This is a genomic window from Burkholderia ubonensis, from assembly GCF_001718695.1.
Classification (GTDB): Bacteria; Pseudomonadota; Gammaproteobacteria; order Burkholderiales; family Burkholderiaceae; genus Burkholderia; species Burkholderia ubonensis_B.
In genome coordinates this window covers 1,401,949-1,419,397 of sequence record NZ_CP013422.1, presented here as the reverse complement: position 1 = coordinate 1,419,397, position 17,449 = coordinate 1,401,949, and the positions used below count along the sequence as shown (strand labels likewise).

Genomic DNA, 17,449 nt, shown 5'->3' with positions numbered 1-17,449 from the left:
GCGATGGAAATGACCTACAACGGCGGCCCGCCGCACAAGGGCCCCGGCCGCTACGTGAAGCCGGTCGCGATCGCGCTCGCGCTGGCCGCGCTCGCCGCGCTGATCTGGCATTTCGCGGGCGATACGGCCGGCGTGAAGCGCGCGAGCGCGCCGCAGGTGACGACGGTGATCCCGCTGCCGCCGCCGCCACCGCCGCCGCCGAAGAAGCCGCCGCCCGAGAAGGTGAAGGACGAGGTCAAGACGCCGGTCGAGCGGCCGACGATCGCGCCGAAGCCGTCCGAAGCGCCGAAGCCGTCGGACGACCAGCCGAAGCAGATGACGATGAACGCGCCCGCGCAGGCCGGCACCGACAGCTTCAACATCGGCGCGGGCGACGGTTCGGGGATGGTCGGCAGCGGCGGCGGCGGCAAGTTCGGCAATGCGAGCTACGCGCAGTACATGGTGTACGTGCTGCAGCGCGCGATCGAGCAGGACAAGGGCGTGCAGGAAGCCGGCGGCGCGCGCTTCGCGGGTAGCCTGAACCTGTGGATGGACGCGTCCGGGCGCATCACGAAGGTGACGATCGCGCAGTCGACCGGCGACGCGAAGATCGACGCGGCGGTGCTCGCGGCGGTCGAGTCGCTCGGCCGGGTCGACGAAGCGCCGCCGCCCGCGACCGCGTATCCGGTGCTGGTGCGGCTGCAGGGGCGCAAGCCCGCATGACGCACCGCGCGCGAATGGCGAATCAATCCAAGGGGCAGCTCCGTCGCACGGATGCTGCCGCACAAGAAACGGAAATTGTTCGGAGTGCTTCGATGAGTCACAAGATGAATGGACCGGGCGCGGCGCCCCGCAGCGGGGCGCTGCCCGCGCGCCTGTCGCGCGTCGGCGCGGCGGTGCTCACGCTCGGGCTGGCCTGCGCGTCGACCGCGCACGCGCAATCGCTGGCCACGCAAGCCGCGGCGGGCAAGGCCGCGCCGACCGAGAGCGTGGTGATCAACCTGATCAACCTGCTCGTCAAGCGCGGCGTGCTCACGCAGCAGAACGCGAACGAGCTGATCAGCGAGGCGCGCAGCGAGGCCGTGCAGGCGCGCGCCGCGCGCGGCGCCGGCGTGCCGGTCGCGGCCGCTGCGGGTGTCGTGAACCCGCCGACGCAGCCGGGCGACGTCGCGGTGCCGTACGTGCCGCAGCTCGTGCGCGACCAGATCCGCGACCAGGTGAAGCAGGAGGTGATCGCGCAGGCGAAGGCCGAGAACTGGGCGCAGCCGAACACGTTCCCCGACTGGGTGTCGCGCATCAAGCTCGACGGCGACATGCGCGTGCGCGACGAATACCACTTCTACGGCAGCCGCAACGCGAACAACGTGACGAACTTCGCGGCGATCAACCAGGGCGGCGGCTTCGACATCAACTCGAACACCAACACCACGCAGCTGCCGACGCAGAACACCACGCAAAACCGCAACAACCTGCTGCGCTACCGTGCGCGGCTCGGCGTGACCGCGACGCTGTCCGACGAGATGATCGCCGGCCTGCAGCTCGCGAGCGGCAACGACAACGGCCCGGTGTCCACGACGGGGACGGCCGGCGGCGGCTGGGGCAAGAAGAGCATCTGGCTGAACAAGGCGTTCTTCGCGTACCGGCCTGCGCCGTGGCTGAACCTGACGGCCGGCCGTTTCGACAACCCGTTCTTCAAGTCGGACCTGGTGTTCTCCGACGACCTGATGATGGACGGCTTCGCCGCGAACCTGCAGCATGCGCTGCCGTGGAATCCGGACGTCACGCTGTTCGGCACGCTCGGCGTGTTCCCGATCCAGTACACGGGCGAGAACTTCCCGTCCAACAGCACCGACAAGGCCGGCAGCGATACCAAGTGGATGTTCGGCGCGCAGTTCGGCGCGGACTGGAAGATCGACGCGCGGAACCGGCTGAGGGGCGCGGTTGCGTACTACGACTTCCAGAACATGCGCGGCACGCTGTCGTCGCCGTGCGCGCTGTATCTCGGCGCGACCAGCTGCAGCACCGACAACGAGGCGCCCGTGTTCATGCAGGGCGGCAACACGCTGATGGCGCTGCGCAACATCGTGCAGAACCCGAACCTCGCACCGGGGATGACGCCGCAGCCGCAGCTGTTCGGTCTCGCGTACAACTACCGGCTGCTCGACCTGAAGGCGCAGTGGGATACGGTCGTCGCCGATCGCATCAAGCTGCGCCTGGACGGCGAATACGTGCGCAACCTCGCGTACAACGACAACAAGGCGTTCGCGGCGGCGTCGCTGCCGGTCAACAACTACGAGTCGACGTCGGTGAACGCGACGCGCGCCGACTATCGCAGCGGCCCGAACGGCTTCCTCGCGAAGGCGACGATCGGCGAGCCGGAGCTGCGCGAGAAGGGCCAGTGGAATTTCTCGATCGCATACAAGTACCTGCAGCCGGACGCGGTGCTCGACGCATTCAACGATTCCGACTTCCATCTCGGCGGCACCAACGCGCGCGGCTACGTGATCGGCGCGGCCTATGCGGTCGCGCGCGATACGTGGGTGTCGGCCCGCTACCTGAGCTCGAAGGAAGTGTACGGGCCGCCGGTGTCGATCGACGTGCTGCAGCTCGAGCTCAACGCTCGTTTCTGACCGGAGCCGCGCATGAACACGACCTATCGCACGATGCTCGCGGGCGTGCTGCTGCTGCTGGCGGCCGGCGCGGCGCATGCGCAGAGCATCGACGACAAGCTGCGCAGCCAGCTGCGCTCGACCGTGCAGGAGTTGCGCCAGCTGCAGGACAACCAGGCGCAGTTGCAGGCCGACAAGGCGGCCGCTGAGAAGCAGCGCGACGACGCGCTCGCCCAGTTGAAGGCTGCGCAGGCCCAGCTCGCGGCCGCACGCGGCGACACGGGCGCCGAAGCGGCCGCGAAGCGCGCGCTGGCGGCCGAACGGGCGGCGCGCGAGCAGGATGCGCGCTCGCTCGCGAAGTACAAGGCGTCGTACGACGATTTGCTCGCCGTGTCGCGTACGCGCGATGCGCAGCATGTGCAGGCGCAGCAGGATCTCGCCGCGCGTGACACGCAACTGAAAACCTGCGAGGCCCACAATGCGGCGCTGTATCGCGTCGGCCACGAGATCCTCGACGCGTACGAGCATGTCGGCATCGGCACGTTCTTCGCGTCGCGCCAGCCGTTCGCGCAGTCGGCGCGCGTCAAGTACGACGAGCTCGCGCAACGCTACGGCGATGCGCTGTATGCGGGCAAGTACGACGCGGCCGCACGCGCGCCGGCTGCGGCACCCGCGTCGGCGGCCGCCGCATCGGCCGCGAGCGCCGGTGCAAGTGCGAGCGGGCAGTGACCGCGAGCCGGCGCCGGCCCGAACCGATCGATTCGTTGAATACCGGGAACACAGACATGGAACATGAGCAAACCAACACCGCCGACGAACGCGCGGCACACGATGCGCCGATCGAAGCCGTCAGCGCCGAGCGGCTCGCCGAGATCCTGCGACGCGCGGGCTATCGCGTGACGGTGGCCGAACAGAACGGTGCGATGCAGCTGATGAGCGCGAGCCAGGGCGTCGGCTTCGCGGTGCGCTTCGGCAATCCGGCCGTAGGCGTGCCGCCGGCCATCGACGCCGCGCGGATCGTCTACCTCGACTACACGCTGTCCTGCGTGTTGCAGGTGCAAGGCGAGTTGCCGGCCGAACTGGTGGCGAACTGGAACCGGACCAAGCGCTTCGCGCGTCTCGCGAGCCACGGCGCGTTTCTCGCGCTCGAGATGGACGTGGTGGTCGCGGGCGGCGTGTCCGAGCGCCATCTGCGCTCGACGGTCGAGCTGTGGGACCGGCTGATCCAGGAATTCCTGCTGCATCTGCGCGACCGTCCGACGCTCGCCGAGCAGGAAGCGGCGGCCCGTGCGGCCGACGCCGACCGTCCGGATGCGCCGGCTGCCGTGACGGCGTCGTCCGGGGCCGCGGTGCCGTCATGATCGCCGCGAGCGCACGCGTGGGACGTCGGATCGGTGCCGCGCTGCGTGCGCTGCTGCCGCCGCATGCGCTGCCCGCTGCGAGCGCGGTGGCGAGCGACGCGGCGCCGGCCGTCTGGGTCGCGTATGCGGAGTGCGTGTCGCGGCGCCTGCAGGCGGTGCTCGACGGCGACGATGCCGTCGCGTGCCGGGTGCGCGCGGATGTCGGGCGCTGGGCCGATCGGCTCGCCGATACCGGCGACGACCGGCCGGTGCTGCCGATACGTGCGTGGCTCGACGGGCGCGGGCACGTGACGCGCGTCGATAGCGTGCCGGCCGGCGATCCTGCGGTCGATGCCGCGCTGCGCGACGCGCTCGTGGGCCGCGCGGTCGGCAGTGCGCCGCCGCGGGGCATGACGCAGCCGATCGTGTTGCGCATGACGCTGTCGAGCGTGCGCTAGGGCGATGCGGCGATGAACGTGGCGACGCGCATGTCGTGCGACCGGCGGCGTGCGCACTTGAACAGCAACCGAGAGGGCGGTGCAACGATGATGACGAAGATGAAGACGCGGGCGCTCGTGACGGCCGGCTTGCTGCTGGCCGCACCGCTCGCCGCGCATGCGCAGGACGACGTGATCGCGAGCGTCGCGCAGGCGTCGGTCACGCAGGCCGATATCGCCGGCGTGCTGAAGGCGGTGAACGCCGAAGGCCGCGAGCGGCTCGCTGCCGACCCGGCGGCGCTCGACCAGGTCGTGCGCGCGACGCTCGCGCAGAAGGCGGTGCTCGCCGAGGCGAAGTCGAAAGGCTGGGAGAAGGACGCGCAGGTGCAGGCGGCGATCGAGCAGGCGCGGCGCGACATCGTCGCGCGCAGTTATCTCGCATCCGTCAGTGCGCCGCCTGCCGACTATCCGTCCGATGCCGAGATCCAGTCCGCATACGAGCAGAACCGCGCGGCGCTCACTACGCCGCGTGCGCTGCACGTCGCCCAGATCTACATCGCGGTGCCGTCGAACGCGGACGCCGCGACGCTCGAAGCCGCTCGCAAACGGGCGGCCGATCTCGCGAACCGTGCTCGCGGCGGCGATTTCGCTGCGCTTGCGCGGGCGAATTCGCAGGACGCCGCGAGCGCGGCGAACGGCGGCGATCTCGGTTTCGTACCGGATTCGCTGATGCTGCCGGCCGTGCGGCAGGCGGCCGACGCGCTGAAGCCCGGGCAGGTGTCCGCGCCGGTTCGCACGCCGTCGGGTTTTCATGTCGTGAAGCTGATCGACGTGCGCGCGGCTGCGCCGCGTCCGCTGGCCGACGTGAAGGAGCAGCTGCGCACGATGCTGCGCGCGCAGCGCACGCAGCAGAATGCGCGCACGTATCTCGCGAACCTTGCCGCGAACGCGCCGATCAACGAAGACGCGCTGAAGAAAGCGCTCGCCGCTGCCCGGTAGGCCGCCATGGCAACTGTCCGTCCGACGCCGCCGGTCGCGGCTCCCGATGCGCGCACGCCGGAGCGGCGGCGAGCGGCCGTCGCGTCCGATCGTCCGCGCCTGCCGAAGGCGACGCCGTGGCCGAGCCGCCGCGGCGAATGGCCGACGCATTGTCCGCTGTGCTTCGGCGCGCTCGAGCCGCTGCCCGGCGCGGGCGGCTATGCGCGGCACCGCAGCGCGCGTTGCTCCGCGCAATGCGTGCTGACGACGCGGCAATATCAACCGGATGAGCTCGCGATCCGCGGGTCGAGCGATGTGGAGGTCGCGGCGCGTCATCGCGAGCGGTTCGTCGCGCGGTGGGCGTGTCATTACGCATCGATGCGGCATGTGTGGCCCGCGCTGACGATCGAGCGCTTCATCGCGGTGATCGCGTGCGCGGACGTCGCGGATCTGTGGTCGTACCGAATGTTGCGCGACGACGATCTGGCCGCCGTGCTGCTCGTGCTGGCGGGGTTTATGCGCGTGCCGGAGGTGGTGGGCGGGGATGCGGTGCGGGCGGATACAGCGGCTGGTGATGTGGCGTGTGCTGTTGCGCGGTTTGCCGATGCGCCGTCCGCTGTCACGTCATCTGCTGTTGCGCGGTGTGCCGATGCGCCGTCCGCGGATACACCGTCTGCCGACACACCACCGGCCGTCGCGCGCGGCGCTGCCGCGCTCGCCCCGACGGCGCGCTGGGTGCGTTTCTGGTTCGACGCGAGCGTGCGTGACGTCGGCGATTTGTGGACCGCGGGCGGCGATGCGCCGCGGCTCTTTCGCGTCGACTATCGCGAGCCCGTTGTCACGCCGTATCCGACCGGCGCACAGGTGCTCGCGTGGCAGCCGATCGACGGGATGCGCGACCTCTGGGTGCAATGCGCGGATGCGCGCGAGCCAGCGGTCGGCGCGGCCGAGCGCGCGGCGTTCGCGCGCTTTCTGGCGCAACCGGCCGCGTGCGCGGTGCGTGCATGAGCGCGCGAATGCTGACGGACCGGTCATGATCCACGGAGAACGGATGAACAGACGACTTGGGGTAATGATGACGATCGCATGCGTGCTGCAGGCCGCGGGCGCGCACGCGCAGGGCGGCGGCGCGGCTGCCGAGCCCGGTTCGGCTGGGAAGCCGGTGTGCGTCGATGCGGAGGTCGACGGCAAGCGCGCGCTGTCCTATGACTGCCTGAGCCGGCAACTGAAGCCGGCGTCCGACGCGCAACCGGGCGGCGCACCGCAGACCGATGCCGAACGGCTGTCGAAGCAGCCGTCGAACCGCCTCGGCACGTTCAACCTGTCGACCGAACGCAACCGCTTCGGCTCGAACTGGGGCCGCTCGGCGACGCCGCAGCGGCCCGACGCGCCGGTCGCGGTGCCGCCGAAGCGATGATCGCGCGGTATCGGCGGCCGGCGCGCGGCGATGCCATGCGCATGCGCATGAAGGCGGGCCGCGCCACGTTGCTGCGAGCGCTGACGGGTGGGCTCGTGCTCGCGTGCGCGGGGATCGCGGCTACCACAGTTGCCAGGGCTGCCACGGTTGCCACGGCTCCGGCGACTTCCACGACTTCCACGACTTCCACGACTTCCACGATTTCCGCGATTTCCGCGATTTCCGCGATTTCCGCGGCTTCCGCGGCTTCCACGGCTCCCACGGCTCCCACGGCTCCCACGGCCGCCACGACGCCCGCGCCAACCGAGCGCAGCCCCATCGCCACGAACAACCGCGCATCCGCAACCGTCGCACTGCCGAACTTTGCGGCGCTCGTGCGGCGCGTAGGCCCGGCCGTCGTCAACATCAGCGTCACGCGCGAAGTCGCGCAGATGGGCATCCAGCTGCCGCCCGGCATCGCACCCGATCATCCGCTCGCGCCGTTTCTCGCGCGACGTGTGATCGGCAACCGCGAGGAGGTGAGCCTCGGCTCCGGCTTCATCGTCGACGCGGACGGCGTGATCCTCACGAACCGGCACGTAGTCGGCGACGCAACGAGCGTCGACGTGAAGCTCACCGACAAGCGCGAGTTCACGGGCCGCGTGCTCGGCAGCGATCCGCTGTCCGACGTCGCGGTGATACGTATCGACGCGCACAACCTGCCGGTCGTCGCGACCGGCGATCCGGCACGCACCGAGGTCGGTGACTGGGTGATGGCGATCGGATCGCCGTACGGGTTTGCCAATACGGTCACGCAGGGCATCGTCAGCGCGAAGTCGCGCTCGTTGCCCGGCGAGCGCGCGATTCCGTTCATCCAGACCGACGTGCCGATCAATCCCGGCAATTCGGGCGGGCCGCTGTTCGATCTCGACGGCCGCGTGATCGCGATCAATTCGATGATCTTCTCGAAGACGGGCGGCTATCAGGGGCTCGCGTTCGCGATCCCGATCGATATCGCGCTCGACGTGAAGGACCAGTTGCTGCGCACCGGCAAGGTCGTGCGCGGCCGGCTCGGCGTGGCCGTGCAGGAAGTGAGCCGCGCGCTCGCGCGCTCGTTCGGCCTCCCGGGCCCGGACGGCGCGCTGATCACGATGGTCGAGCCCGACGGCCCGGCCGCGCAGGCGGGATTGCAGGCAGGCGACGTCGTGCTCGCGGTGGACGGCAACGCGGTCGCCGAATCGGCGGATCTGCTCGGCACGATCGCCGGCATGCGGGCCGGGCGGCAGGTCGATCTGCTCCTGTGGCGCGCGGGGCGGGCGATGCATGTCGGCGCGACGGTCGGCGCGTTCGACAGCGGGGCGGCGCCGGCCGGCGTCGCGCGCGGACCGGCCCGCTTCGGGCTCGTGCTGCGCGCCGCGACCGACCGCGAACGGCGGCGGCTCGGCGTGGGCCAGGCGCTCGTCGTCGAACGGGCGAGCGGTCAGGCGGCGCGCGCGGGGTTGCAGCCGGGCGACGTCGTGCTGTCGGTCAACGGCGCGACGGTCGCGAGCATCGACACGTTGATGGCCGCGATGGACGCCGCGCACGGCAACGTCGTGCTGCTCGTGCAACGCGGCGGCACGCGGCTGTATGTGCCGATCGGGGCAGGATGAACGCGCAGGCCGACGCGGTGCGATGCGCGCCGTTCGCGCACGCGAGCGATACACATGGAACGGGAGGCGGGATGACGCGAACGCGGGTAGGGACGGTATCCGGATGGTTGCGCGCAGGCGTTTGCGCGGCGTTGCTGGCCGCGTGTACGTCGGTCGCCGCACAGACGACCGACGTGCCGCAGTCCTGGATCACATATGCACAGTTGGTCGGGCATCAGTTCGAGATGTGGCTCGAAGCGGGCGGAGACGCGTCGCAGCGGCTGCATCGTTATCTCGAAGCGCGCGGCCCGGATGTGAGCGCCGATGCGCCGTCGCCGATCGCGATACGCGCATGGATCGGTGCGAACGGCGTGGTCACACGAGTGGATTTCGCGACGCTCGGCTCGGCCGATGCGGACGCGGCGCTGCGTCAGTTGCTCGTCGCGCGAGCGCTCGCCGAAGCGCCGCCGCCGGACATGCTGCAGCCGCTGCGCGTGCGCTTGCAGCTGATCGCGAATCCGCAAGCCGTGGCGGCGTCGGACACGCGTACGCCGTGACGAGACGTCGCGCGACATGACGAGCGCGGTCCATCCTGAGCAACACCGAAACGGCCTCCGCACGCGCCATCGATCCCGCCTCTGCGCTGCGAACGAATGTCGCATCGGCATCGTGCGGTGTGCGTACTAGAGTCGGACGGTAGCGTACCCACCGACTTCAGGACAACGCATCATGGCCAAGAAATTCGCGCTGCACCCGGCGCATCCGGAGCGGATCTGCTGGGGCTGCGACAACTACTGCCCGACCCAGTCGATGCGTTGCGGCAACGGCTCCAGCCGTACCCAGCATCCCGCCGAGCTGCTCGGCGACGACTGGTATCAGTACGGCGACTGGGGCATCGAATTCAGCGAAGGCGAAGCCGACGACGCGCCCGCCGAACCGGCCGGCGCGCAGTCATAGCGACAAGTTGTCCCACACGTGTGCTTTTTTGATCTGCGTCAGGGTGGCAGATGCTGCGCCGAAAGATCATGAAAAAGATGCATCAAGAACGCATCTTGAAGCGGGCGTAGCGCCCGGCGGCCGAAACACGATTTGCGGCGCCGACGCACCGACCCGCGTCCCCATGATCGACAAAGGAGAGCACCGTGTTTTGCTACCAATGCGAACAGACTGACCGGACCGGTGCGCGGCCCGGCTGCGCGTCGGCGAAGGGGAATTGCGGCAAGGACGCGACGACGGCCGACCTGCAGGACCTGCTCGTTCATGCGGTGAAGGGCATCGCGCAGTACGGCGCGCTCGCGCGCGGCATGGGCGAGCCCGACCGCGAGGCCGACCGGTTCGTACTGTACGCGATGTTCACGACGCTGACCAACGTGAACTTTCACGCGGCGCGCTTCGTGACGCTGCTGCGCGAAGCCGCGCAGACGCGCGACCGCGTGAAGGCCGCATGCGACGCGCAGGCGCGCGCCACGGGCGCGGCGCTGCCGGCGCTGCAGGGTCCGGCCGCGTGGCAGCCGGCGGACGATCTGCCCGGTCTGCTGAAGCAGGCAGCGGCCGTCGGCATCGACGCGGGCCTCGATACGGTGGGCGCCGACATCGTCGGGCTGCGCGCACTGGTGCTGTACGGCCTGAAAGGCGTGTGCGCGTATGCGCATCATGCGCGGGTGCTCGGCTACGAACGCGACGACATCTACGAAGGCATCGAAGCGGCGCTCGCGTTTCTCGCGACCGACCCAACCGACCTGAACGCATTGCTCGAGCAGGCGCTCGATCTCGGCCGGCTGAACCTGAAGGTGATGGAGCTGCTCGACAGCGCGAACACCGGCCGCTTCGGCGCGCAGCAGCCCACGTCGGTGCGCGTGACGCCGGTGGCGGGCAAGGCGATCCTGGTGTCCGGCCACGATCTCGGCGACCTGCATGCGCTGCTCGAACAGACCGCGGGAACCGGCATCCAGGTCTACACGCACGGCGAAATGCTGCCGGCCCATGCGTACCCGACGCTCAAGGCGTTCCCGCATCTCGCCGGCAACTATGGCGGCGCGTGGCAGGACCAGCAGAGCGACTTCGCGCATTTCCCCGGCCCGATCCTGATGACGTCCAACTGCATCATCGAGCCGTTGCCGCAATACCGGCAGCGCATCTTCACGACGGGGCCGGTGGGCTGGCCGGGCGTGCGCCATCTCGAGCATCACGATTTCTCGACGCTGATCCAGGCGGCGCGGGCGTTGCCCGGCTTCCCGGCGACGGCGCCGGAAGAGACCATCACGGTCGGCTTCGGCCGGCACGCGGTGCTCGGCGTCGCGGACAAGGTGATCGACGCGGTCAAGGCCGGCCAGATTCGCCACTTCTTCCTGATCGGCGGCTGCGACGGCGCCGCGCCGGGCCGTAACTACTACACGGAATTCGCGGAGCAGGCGCCCGGCGATACGGTCGTGATGACGCTCGGCTGCAACAAGTACCGTTTCAACAGGCACGCATTCGGCGACATCGGCGGCATTCCGCGCCTGCTCGACATCGGCCAGTGCAACGACAGCTACTCGGCGATCCGCATTGCGACCGCGCTTGCCGATGCGTTCGAGTGCGGCGTGAACGACCTGCCGCTGTCGCTGGTGATCTCGTGGTTCGAGCAGAAGGCGGCGGCGGTGCTGCTGACGCTGCTCGCGCTCGGCCTGCGCAACATCCGGCTCGGGCCGACGCTGCCGGCGTTCCTCACGCCGGGTGTGCTCGGCGTGCTGGTGGAGCAGTTCGGCATCCAGCCGATCGGCGACGCCAGTGCGGACCTCGCCGCTGCGCTGACGCGCCAGGCAGCGTGAGCGGGATGATTCGATGACCTATCAGATCGAGATCACGACGCGCGACGGGCAGCCGTTCGGCTTCGACTGCGAACCGGGCCAGGACGTGCTCGCCGCCGCTGCGCAGGCCGGCATCACGCTGCCGTCGCAATGCCGGCGCGGCAGTTGCGGCGCGTGTCACGCAACGGTCGCCGAAGGCGACTACGACTTGCGAGAGCACAGCATCGACGCGCTGCCGGCCGGCCAGCCGGGCGCGATCCTGATGTGCCGGACGACGCCGCGCAGCGACTTGCGCGTCGTCGCGCCGTACGACCACGCGAAGGTGCTGCTGCAGCCGGTGCCGGTGCGCATCGCGCGGATCGCGGCGCTCGACACGATCGCGGACCAGACGATGCGCGTCGAGCTGCAGGTCGAGCCCGACGACGCGAACGGCTCGGCCGTGGAGTTCGAGGCCGGCCAGTTCGCGGAGCTGGAGGTGCCGGGCAGCGGCGTGCGCCGGCCGTTTTCGCTCGCCAACACGAGCAACTGGGAGGGGCGCCTCGAATTCCTGATCCGGCTGCGGCCGGACGGATGGTTCTCGACGTACCTGCGGGAGCGCGCGCAGCCCGGCGATCCGCTGACCGTGCGCGCGCCGATGGGCGGCTTCGGCCTGTTCGCGGAAAGCCTGCGGCCGCGCTGGTTCGTCGCCGGCGGCACGGGGCTCGCGCCGATCCTGTCGATGCTGCGGCGGATGGCCGAGTATCAGGAGCTCGCCGACGCGCGGCTGTTCTTCGGCGTCAATGAGGAAAGCGAGCTGTTCCTGCTCGACGAGCTGGAGCGGCTGCAGGCCGACCTGCCGCAGTTGCTGGTCGACCTGTGCGTGTGGCGGCCCGGCCCGCAATGGGCCGGACTCCACGGCACGCCGGTCGATGCATTGCGCGCGGCGCTCGCGCAGGCCGACGTGTCGCCGGACCTCTACGTGTGCGGGCCGCCGGCGCTCGTCGAGGGCGCGCGTGAAGCGGCCGCCGCGGCCGGCCTGCCGGCCGCGCAGTTCGCCAGCGAGCGCTTCACCGTGTGATGCGCGTGCGCCGTGCGGTCCGGCAGCGGCTTGCCGGATTGCGCGGGCGCACGTACGCTGCGTCGATACCGCGGCTCTCGAGCAGGTGATCGACCATGCAAGCCCTTCCTTTACGTCTGTCTCCCGGTGACGATCTGCGCGCGTCGATCGAGCACGCGTTGCGTCGGCTCGATGTTCATGCGGCGTTCGTGCTGCAGGGCATCGGCAGCCTCAGCGTCGCGCGCGTGCGTTATGCGGGCGTCGATTCGCCGGCCGAGTTGCACGGCGACCTCGAAATACTGACGCTGGCCGGCTCGGTGTCGCCGGACGGCGCGCACCTGCACATGACGGTTGCCGACGCATCCGGGCGCGTGTCGGGCGGACACGTCGCGAGCGGCTGTGTCGTGCGTACGACCGTTGAACTGCTCGTTGCATCGTTGCCCGCGCATCGATTTTCGCGCGAACGCGATGCGCGTACCGGCTTCGACGAGCTCGTGATTCGGCCGGCGAGCGGTTGATCGGGTGGGGTGGCCGGCTGGGTCGATCGTGTGCGATACGGTGGGGCCGGGCCGCGAGCGAGCTGGTGCGGTCGTGCGCGACACGACACGACATGGCGCGGCCCGAAGCGGCACCGTGCTACACCGCGCATCGCGTGATCCCGCGGCCACGATTCAGCGCCCCGTCCTCCGCAGCACATGGCGACGGCAATGCTGCAGATACGCCTGCTCATGCGCGGCCATCAATTCGATGATGCTTCGCCACAGCCAGGACGGTGCGTCGACCGTCTTCGGACGCCGGCTCCGCAACTCGTTACGCCATGCCCGTTGCGTCGCGTCGTCCATCTGTATCGCATGTGCGTGTCCGACCACGCGCGCAAGATATCGCGCCGCGTCGATCGCGTCCGCTTCCGACAGGCGTTCGGCGTCCAGCTTCAGATCCTGCGGCATCAATTCGCGCATGACGACCGGGCGCCCGTCGAGGCGCGCCGCGCACATGCGACTTCCGAGCATCGGCGACACGTGCCGCGCGCCTTCGAGCACGCGCTGCGCGGCATCCTGCGGCATGCGTATGCCTCTCTGTTTCGGCGCGTCGGCCGTGGTGGCCTCCTTGATGTCGATCAGATAGGGGCGGCGCTCATCGGGACACCCGTCGTCGATCTCGAGCATCACCGCGAAGCGGCGCCGGCCGAGCGAGCTGCATCCCTTGACCCAGTAGGCGGCGTCGAGCACCGTCATGCGCGCGTTGGCGCAAGCCGCATGACTGAGCGCGGCGCTGACCGGAGACACCGGAGCCGATTCGAACAGCACGTGAATGGCGCGCCGCTCGGCTTCGGACAGTGGCCAGAAGCGCTTGCCGAGCGGAATGTGCGGCGCGCGTTTGCGCAGCGTCTGCCGCTCGAGCTTGCGCCACGATCGGTGCAGCGCCGCCTGCATCGCTACTTTCACTGCGGTCGGGCGCTTCGTTCGGGCGAGTTCGTCGCGACGCCGCGGATCGAACGCGAGCGCATAGCCGTCGATCAGCGCTTCCATCATGCGCCATGTGATGACGCCGGGCAGATCCGAGCTGCGCGCCGCGGTCGCCAGCGAGAAGCCGAGCCGCAGCAGGTCGTGCACCGGATTGCCGATCACGCTCTGGTCGAGGTCGCGTATCTGCACGGCGACTTCGCCCGTCTTCGCCGCGACCGGCCCGAGGTTGCCGAGATGGCAGTCGCCGCAGATCCACACCGCGGGGCCGTCGGGCAACGTGCCGGTTCGATGGTCGGCCAGCCACGCGTAGAAGCGTTCGGCGCTGCCGCGCGTGTACGTGTGGATCGAGCGCGCCATCTTGCGGCTGCGCAGGCGCTCGAGAATGCGCGCGCGTTCGTCGCTCGCGGGCAGCCGCGCGGATGCTGCGCTTTGTTTCGCCACGATGCTTCCTCCTTCTTCCACACGGCGCCGGCCTGTCGGCAGGCAGGTCGGCGCACGAGACGTCCGCCGAGTGCGCCGGGATCGGCCTTGCGACTCAGCCCGGCACGAACACGCCGGTGGCGGCGATCGCCATCGCGGCCGTCGCGATCCAGCCGCCCCAGGCCAGCACGCCCCGGACCGCGAACTCGCCCATGATGCGTCGGCTGCGCGCCATCAACATCATCACGATCATGATCGGCACGGCGGTCACGCCGTTGATGACCGCGCTCCAGTAGAGCGCGCGGATCGGATCGAAATGCATGAACGTGATCGCGACGCCGCCGATGATCGCCAACGCGATCACCGCATAGAACTCGGGCGCGACACCGACCTTCAGCGCGAGACTGTTGCGCCAGCGGAAGGTGCCCGCGGCCGCGTAGGCGGCCGATCCGGCGAGCACGGGCAGCGCCAGCAGGCCCGTGCCGATGATCCCGAGCGCGAACAGGATGTACGCGAAGTGGCCGGCGATCGGTTCGAGCGCGCGCGCGGCATCCGCCGAGGTCTTCACGTCGATGTGATGCCGGTTCAGCGTGGCCGCGGCCGTGAGCGTGATGAAGAACGCGATGACGTTCGATACGCCCATGCCGACCCAGGTGTCGAAGTTGATTCGTTGCAGTTGCGCGGGCGCCTGGTGTGGCGCCCGCCGCAACGACTTCTGGTTCGGTTTCGCGCGCAATTCCTCGACTTCCTGCGACGCCTGCCAGAAGAACAGGTAGGGGCTGATCGTCGTGCCGAGCACGGCGACGACCGTGGTCAGGTACGCCGCGGTCAACTGGAACCGCGGCCGCACGAGCGCGCGGCCGACTTCACCCCAATCGACCGGCACGATCAGCGCGACTGCGACATACGCGAGCAGCGCCAATGCGGTCCATTTGAGCAGGCGCGCATAGCGGTCGTACGGCACGAAGATCTGCAGCAGGGCCGACAACGCGCCGAGGAAGACGACATAGAGTTCCTGCGGACCGTGCAGCAGCAGATTGACGGCTGCGCCCATCGCCGCGAGGTCGGCCGCGATGTTGATCACGTTCGCGACGATCAGCAGCACCACGGTGGCGTAGAGCAGCCACGGCGGATAGTGGGCGCGCATGTTCGAGGCGAGCCCCTTGCCCGTCACGCGACCGATGCGCGCGCTGACGAGCTGGATGGCCGTCATTAGCGGATAGGTGAGCAGCAGCGACCACAGCAGTTCGAGGCCGAATTGCGCGCCGGCCTGCGAGTAGGTGCCGATGCCGGAAGGGTCGTCGTCGGCGGCGCCGGTGACGAGACCGGGGCCGAGGCGACGCAGCCACGAGCCGCGATGCGGACGAGTTTGGGCGGAATCGAGTGAGTTGTTGTCGTTCATGTAGGTTGGCGGCCCGTGGGGATATGGCGATCGGGGAGCAATCGGTGTACCTGGGGGAGGCGGTTGCTGCGAGGGGGCGCGGACAAGCGATGCGGTGGGTCGCCGGACAACAAACGATGGGGATCAGGCAGCGGCGCGGCGGAGGCGCGTGGCGGGAGCGATGTGAGCGTCGCGGGCGTGGGTTGCGGCGCGGAACGGCAGCGGCGGCCGTGTCGGCCGAGGGATGCGGCGTGCGTGTCTATCGACCGCGTCGGGCGCAGTAGGGTAGTGGGGCGAGTATCACCGCGATGTGGGTGTCGGCTCCATCAGTCGCAAGCCGCGGAAGCCGGAAGCCCGAAGCCCGAAGCCCGAAGCCCGAAGCCCGAAGCCCGAAGCCCGAAGCCGCAAGCCGCAAGCCGCAAGCCGACGAAAAGCGCCGATCGCTACCGAAGTCCGCGCGAGAGCCGCAGCGGACGCCGCGCACCGAACGTCAACGGGACGCGGTCGTCGCATCCATATCGGCGCGCCCGCTCACGAGGCATCCCGACATGAACGCCTCGCTTTGGCTGCCGGCAGCCGCGGCGCCGAAGCCGCGGCCGAGCGCGTCGTATTTCACCTGCTCGGCGCGCTGCGAGCATGCACTCGGCGTGGCGTCGCGGCCTTGCGCGTGCAGCAGCGCGCGATCGCCGATCAGGTATGCCAGCAGCGCAAAAAAAGCGATGTGCACGACTCGTCTCATGATTCGTCTCCTCGTTGCCCGAGCGTAACGCGGGCACGGCTCGCGCCGCACTTGGGGCTTCCCCCGGTTAACGTCTGCGGAAACGGCTGGCCGGAATCGGTCGTGTCCTTTTTTCACCGGCAGCGCAATCGGGCGCGATCGTCCCGGCAGCGGCGCGAGTGACGCGAGTTTGACCAATATCAGGATGCGCGCGCGGGCTGACGGTCGCGCGCGCGTTCAAAGCGATAGCATGAATGCATGTTTGTGGAACACGATGCGCGGGCATGTGACCGCGCAGCGGCTCCGCTCCGGGCACTGCGGTCATTCGTTGCACACCGCTATCGAAATGGTGAGGAATCCAAATGCTAAACGTCTCTTCCGTACTGATCAGCATGGCGCCGTTGTGGGTCATCCTGCTGGGCGCGTCTTCATTGGCAACCTATCTGCTGTTCGTCCGCAAGGTCATCAAGTAAGCACGCCGGCGCTGCGCGCACGCATACTCAGGCGCAGCGCAGCGGTGTAGACGGTGCGGTACGGCATCGCGTCCGTCACGGCGCATCGCCGCGCCGACTTGAATCGAAAGACCCGCCGAATCCGGTCCACGACCGATTCGTTGCGCCGCGCACCGATGCTGCCGGCACAGTTCTCTTCAGCGGCTTATCGGACGGCCGTCACCGGCACGTTCGAGATCCGGACCAGCCGGCTCATCACGCTGCGGCGAAACATCGACAGCAGGGCATGAATCGGGTCGTGCCGCGGCGCGACCACGACGATCTCGTCGCAGCCCGTCTCGGCCGCTGCGGCCGCGATCGTGTCGGCCACCGGCCCGACCTTCTTCACCACGCTATATCTGGCGCCGGCTTCGCGCAGCACGCGCTCGGCCATCGCCAGATCGTCGCACGCAAACCTGTCCTCGATCGAGCGCAACCGCGACAGCGGGTGAAACGCCTCCAGCCGTGTCGCTTCGAGCGGCGGCTGCACATTGATCAGCACGATTTCCGACGCGCACCGTTCCCGGTAGAGGAAGGTCGCATGGCGCACCGCCTGCAGCGAGCGGGACGAGTGGCCGACCGGAACCAGCAGCTTGAGCATGGCGAGCGCCCGGAAGTGGTGACGGTTGCAGCGTAGCGCGCGCCAGGAAGGCACGCGCTAAAGAAAGCGGCCGGCCGCGTAAAAATGTCGTCAACGCCGGCCGGCTTGCCGCTCTTATTAGAAATATAAGAAATTTAAGTTTATGCGCATAAACGTTTTCACTGATCGCGGCGCGGG

At 69.3% G+C, this 17,449-nt stretch carries 18 protein-coding genes; 14 read left to right on the top strand and 4 right to left on the bottom strand.

The window, feature by feature from the left end; genetic code table 11:
* Nucleotides 1–3: 3 nt before the first annotated feature.
* The 14 genes from WJ35_RS25995 (at nucleotide 4) to WJ35_RS25930 (ending at nucleotide 12,713) form a co-directional block, all read left to right on the top strand.
* Nucleotides 4–702 carry an energy transducer TonB family protein gene (locus WJ35_RS25995; protein ID WP_011882506.1) on the top strand — a complete coding sequence of 233 codons (699 nt, stop codon included), beginning with the start codon at nucleotides 4–6 and terminating at the stop codon, nucleotides 700–702.
* Between the two features lie 92 nt (nucleotides 703–794).
* A complete protein-coding gene (locus WJ35_RS25990; RefSeq protein WP_014725279.1) occupies nucleotides 795–2,609 on the top strand; it encodes a putative porin in 1,815 nt (604 codons plus the stop codon).
* A 12-nt stretch (nucleotides 2,610–2,621) separates the two neighbouring features.
* Complete coding sequence (locus WJ35_RS25985; protein WP_069240331.1) at nucleotides 2,622–3,317, top strand: hypothetical protein; 696 nt, start codon at nucleotides 2,622–2,624, stop codon at nucleotides 3,315–3,317.
* A 56-nt stretch (nucleotides 3,318–3,373) separates the two neighbouring features.
* Complete coding sequence (locus WJ35_RS25980; RefSeq protein ID WP_014725277.1) at nucleotides 3,374–3,949, top strand: YbjN domain-containing protein; 576 nt, start codon at nucleotides 3,374–3,376, stop codon at nucleotides 3,947–3,949.
* A 17-nt stretch (nucleotides 3,950–3,966) separates the two neighbouring features.
* Nucleotides 3,967–4,386: a hypothetical protein gene (locus WJ35_RS25975; RefSeq protein WP_224056194.1), complete on the top strand. Its 420-nt coding sequence runs from the start codon at nucleotides 3,967–3,969 to the stop codon at nucleotides 4,384–4,386.
* Nucleotides 4,387–4,473: 87 nt separating this feature from the next.
* Nucleotides 4,474–5,364 (top strand): peptidylprolyl isomerase, encoded by an 891-nt coding sequence (locus tag WJ35_RS25970; RefSeq protein WP_059696342.1) that lies wholly within the window; start codon nucleotides 4,474–4,476, stop codon nucleotides 5,362–5,364.
* Between the two features lie 6 nt (nucleotides 5,365–5,370).
* A complete protein-coding gene (locus tag WJ35_RS25965) occupies nucleotides 5,371–6,351 on the top strand; it encodes a hypothetical protein (protein ID WP_059568689.1) in 981 nt (326 codons plus the stop codon).
* A gap of 67 nt (nucleotides 6,352–6,418) precedes the next feature.
* Nucleotides 6,419–6,760, top strand: a complete 342-nt coding sequence (locus WJ35_RS25960) for a hypothetical protein (RefSeq protein WP_046425394.1) — start codon at nucleotides 6,419–6,421, stop codon at nucleotides 6,758–6,760.
* Nucleotides 6,757–8,391: a Do family serine endopeptidase gene (locus tag WJ35_RS25955; RefSeq protein WP_069240330.1), complete on the top strand. Its 1,635-nt coding sequence runs from the start codon at nucleotides 6,757–6,759 to the stop codon at nucleotides 8,389–8,391. Before WJ35_RS25960 ends, WJ35_RS25955 begins: the two co-directional genes overlap by 4 nt.
* 107 nt (nucleotides 8,392–8,498) lie before the next feature.
* Nucleotides 8,499–8,927 (top strand): YbaB/EbfC family DNA-binding protein, encoded by a 429-nt coding sequence (locus tag WJ35_RS25950; RefSeq protein WP_230459733.1) that lies wholly within the window; start codon nucleotides 8,499–8,501, stop codon nucleotides 8,925–8,927.
* Nucleotides 8,928–9,099: 172 nt separating this feature from the next.
* Nucleotides 9,100–9,327 (top strand): DUF3079 domain-containing protein, encoded by a 228-nt coding sequence (locus WJ35_RS25945; RefSeq protein WP_069240329.1) that lies wholly within the window; start codon nucleotides 9,100–9,102, stop codon nucleotides 9,325–9,327.
* A 185-nt stretch (nucleotides 9,328–9,512) separates the two neighbouring features.
* On the top strand, nucleotides 9,513–11,180 hold the full coding sequence (gene hcp / locus WJ35_RS25940; RefSeq protein ID WP_069240328.1) for a hydroxylamine reductase: 1,668 nt from the start codon (nucleotides 9,513–9,515) through the stop codon (nucleotides 11,178–11,180).
* A gap of 13 nt (nucleotides 11,181–11,193) precedes the next feature.
* Complete coding sequence (locus WJ35_RS25935) at nucleotides 11,194–12,216, top strand: 2Fe-2S iron-sulfur cluster-binding protein (RefSeq protein ID WP_069240327.1); 1,023 nt, start codon at nucleotides 11,194–11,196, stop codon at nucleotides 12,214–12,216.
* A gap of 95 nt (nucleotides 12,217–12,311) precedes the next feature.
* The gene (locus WJ35_RS25930) at nucleotides 12,312–12,713 is read left to right on the top strand and encodes a PPC domain-containing DNA-binding protein (RefSeq protein WP_011882493.1); all 402 of its coding nucleotides are present in this window, start codon (nucleotides 12,312–12,314) and stop codon (nucleotides 12,711–12,713) included.
* 153 nt (nucleotides 12,714–12,866) lie between these two features.
* Here the strand turns inward: WJ35_RS25930 and WJ35_RS25925 are convergent, their stop codons facing one another.
* The 4 genes from WJ35_RS25925 to WJ35_RS25910 all read right to left on the bottom strand — a co-directional run bounded on the left by WJ35_RS25925 (nucleotide 12,867) and on the right by WJ35_RS25910 (nucleotide 17,272).
* Nucleotides 12,867–14,102 carry a DUF2252 family protein gene (locus WJ35_RS25925; RefSeq protein WP_059739123.1) on the bottom strand — a complete coding sequence of 412 codons (1,236 nt, stop codon included), beginning with the start codon at nucleotides 14,100–14,102 and terminating at the stop codon, nucleotides 12,867–12,869.
* A 94-nt stretch (nucleotides 14,103–14,196) separates the two neighbouring features.
* Nucleotides 14,197–15,483, bottom strand: coding sequence for an Nramp family divalent metal transporter (locus WJ35_RS25920; protein WP_014725267.1), 1,287 nt, complete (start codon nucleotides 15,481–15,483; stop codon nucleotides 14,197–14,199).
* A 469-nt stretch (nucleotides 15,484–15,952) separates the two neighbouring features.
* Nucleotides 15,953–16,201: a hypothetical protein gene (locus WJ35_RS25915; RefSeq protein ID WP_059475213.1), complete on the bottom strand. Its 249-nt coding sequence runs from the start codon at nucleotides 16,199–16,201 to the stop codon at nucleotides 15,953–15,955.
* Between the two features lie 636 nt (nucleotides 16,202–16,837).
* A complete protein-coding gene (locus WJ35_RS25910) occupies nucleotides 16,838–17,272 on the bottom strand; it encodes a universal stress protein (protein WP_069240326.1) in 435 nt (144 codons plus the stop codon).
* Nucleotides 17,273–17,449 lie beyond the last annotated feature (177 nt).

Bases quoted from the DNA above. Each gene is read 5' to 3' on its own strand.
- WJ35_RS25920 (WP_014725267.1), bottom strand. From the start codon at position 15,483: ATGAACGACAACAACTCACTCGATTCCGCCCAAACTCGTCCGCATCGC.
- WJ35_RS25985 (WP_069240331.1), top strand. From the start codon at position 2,622: ATGAACACGACCTATCGCACGATGCTCGCGGGCGTGCTGCTGCTGCTG.
- WJ35_RS25910 (WP_069240326.1), bottom strand. From the start codon at position 17,272: ATGCTCAAGCTGCTGGTTCCGGTCGGCCACTCGTCCCGCTCGCTGCAG.
- WJ35_RS25945 (WP_069240329.1), top strand. From the start codon at position 9,100: ATGGCCAAGAAATTCGCGCTGCACCCGGCGCATCCGGAGCGGATCTGC.
- WJ35_RS25995 (WP_011882506.1), top strand. From the start codon at position 4: ATGGAAATGACCTACAACGGCGGCCCGCCGCACAAGGGCCCCGGCCGC.
- WJ35_RS25980 (WP_014725277.1), top strand. From the start codon at position 3,374: ATGGAACATGAGCAAACCAACACCGCCGACGAACGCGCGGCACACGAT.
- WJ35_RS25965 (WP_059568689.1), top strand. From the start codon at position 5,371: ATGGCAACTGTCCGTCCGACGCCGCCGGTCGCGGCTCCCGATGCGCGC.
- WJ35_RS25935 (WP_069240327.1), top strand. From the start codon at position 11,194: ATGACCTATCAGATCGAGATCACGACGCGCGACGGGCAGCCGTTCGGC.
- WJ35_RS25970 (WP_059696342.1), top strand. From the start codon at position 4,474: ATGATGACGAAGATGAAGACGCGGGCGCTCGTGACGGCCGGCTTGCTG.
- WJ35_RS25990 (WP_014725279.1), top strand. From the start codon at position 795: ATGAGTCACAAGATGAATGGACCGGGCGCGGCGCCCCGCAGCGGGGCG.
- WJ35_RS25955 (WP_069240330.1), top strand. From the start codon at position 6,757: ATGATCGCGCGGTATCGGCGGCCGGCGCGCGGCGATGCCATGCGCATG.
- WJ35_RS25930 (WP_011882493.1), top strand. From the start codon at position 12,312: ATGCAAGCCCTTCCTTTACGTCTGTCTCCCGGTGACGATCTGCGCGCG.
- WJ35_RS25915 (WP_059475213.1), bottom strand. From the start codon at position 16,201: ATGAGACGAGTCGTGCACATCGCTTTTTTTGCGCTGCTGGCATACCTG.
- WJ35_RS25960 (WP_046425394.1), top strand. From the start codon at position 6,419: ATGACGATCGCATGCGTGCTGCAGGCCGCGGGCGCGCACGCGCAGGGC.